Below are 909 nucleotides of genomic sequence, written 5' to 3'. Positions count from 1 at the left end.
TGCAGCGCGCCACCCATCTGCGGCTGATGCGCGACCTCACCCAGCGCAAACGCGGCGGCGACCTCGCCGACCAGCTGATCTGCGACCACGCCCTGTTCCACCTGGAGGCCGACCTGCGCTGGCTGGAACTGACCGCCGCCCGCCTCCACCAGCTCGCCAAGGAGATCCGCGGATGACCCCCGAAGGATCACTGCTGTCCGCCGAAGCACTGCGCAAGTCCTACGGCGCCACACCCGCCCTGGACGGAGCCGACTTCTCCATCCACGCCGGCGAGGTGGTCGCCGTCATGGGCCCCTCCGGCTCCGGCAAGTCCACCCTGCTCCACTGCCTGGCCGGCATCGTCCGCCCGGACGAGGGCCGCGTCCTCTACAACGGCCACGAACTGTCCGCCATGTCGGACGGCCGGCGCAGTGCCCTGCGGCGCGGCGAGTTCGGCTTCGTCTTCCAGTTCGGGCAGCTGGTGCCCGAGTTGACCTGCCTGGAGAACGTGGCCCTGCCCCTGCGGCTGAACGGTGTCCGACGCAAGGCCGCCGAGGCCCGCGCCACCGAGTGGCTGGCCCGGCTGGAGGTCGAGGACGTGGCGGGCAAGCGGCCCGGCGAGGTCTCCGGCGGCCAGGGTCAACGCGTCGCCGTGGCCCGTGCCCTGGTCACCGGCCCCCGGGTGGTCTTCGCCGACGAACCCACCGGCGCCCTGGACTCCCTCAACGGCGAACGCGTGATGCAGCTGCTCACCGACGCCGCCCGCGACACCCAGGCCGCCGTCGTCCTGGTCACCCACGAGGCGCGGGTGGCCGCGTACTCGGACCGCGAGGTCGTGGTCCGCGACGGCCGGGCACGGGACATGGCGGGTGTCGGATGAGCGCCCCCACCCACCCGGGTACGGCGGCGCCCTCCCCCGCCGTACCCGGG

At 73.5% G+C, this 909-nt stretch carries 1 protein-coding gene and 1 pseudogene; both read left to right on the top strand.

Annotated features, from left to right (window positions below; all coding sequences use genetic code 11):
• Positions 1-176: pseudogene (locus tag E4099_RS34730) on the top strand (PadR family transcriptional regulator); the annotation flags it as partial.
• Positions 173-859 (top strand): ABC transporter ATP-binding protein, encoded by a 687-nt coding sequence (locus E4099_RS32450; protein ID WP_135342653.1) that lies wholly within the window; start codon positions 173-175, stop codon positions 857-859. The pseudogene E4099_RS34730 and the gene E4099_RS32450, both read left to right, overlap by 4 nt.
• Positions 860-909 lie beyond the last annotated feature (50 nt).

Origin of the sequence: Streptomyces palmae (assembly GCF_004684805.1) — a bacterium.
In the GTDB taxonomy this organism is placed as follows: Bacteria; Actinomycetota; Actinomycetes; order Streptomycetales; family Streptomycetaceae; genus Streptomyces; species Streptomyces palmae.
This window is presented reverse-complemented; position numbering and strand designations above follow the sequence as displayed.

Coding starts and splice junctions, on each gene's coding strand:
- E4099_RS32450 (WP_135342653.1), top strand. CDS start 173: ATGACCCCCGAAGGATCACTGCTGTCCGCCGAAGCACTGCGCAAGTCC.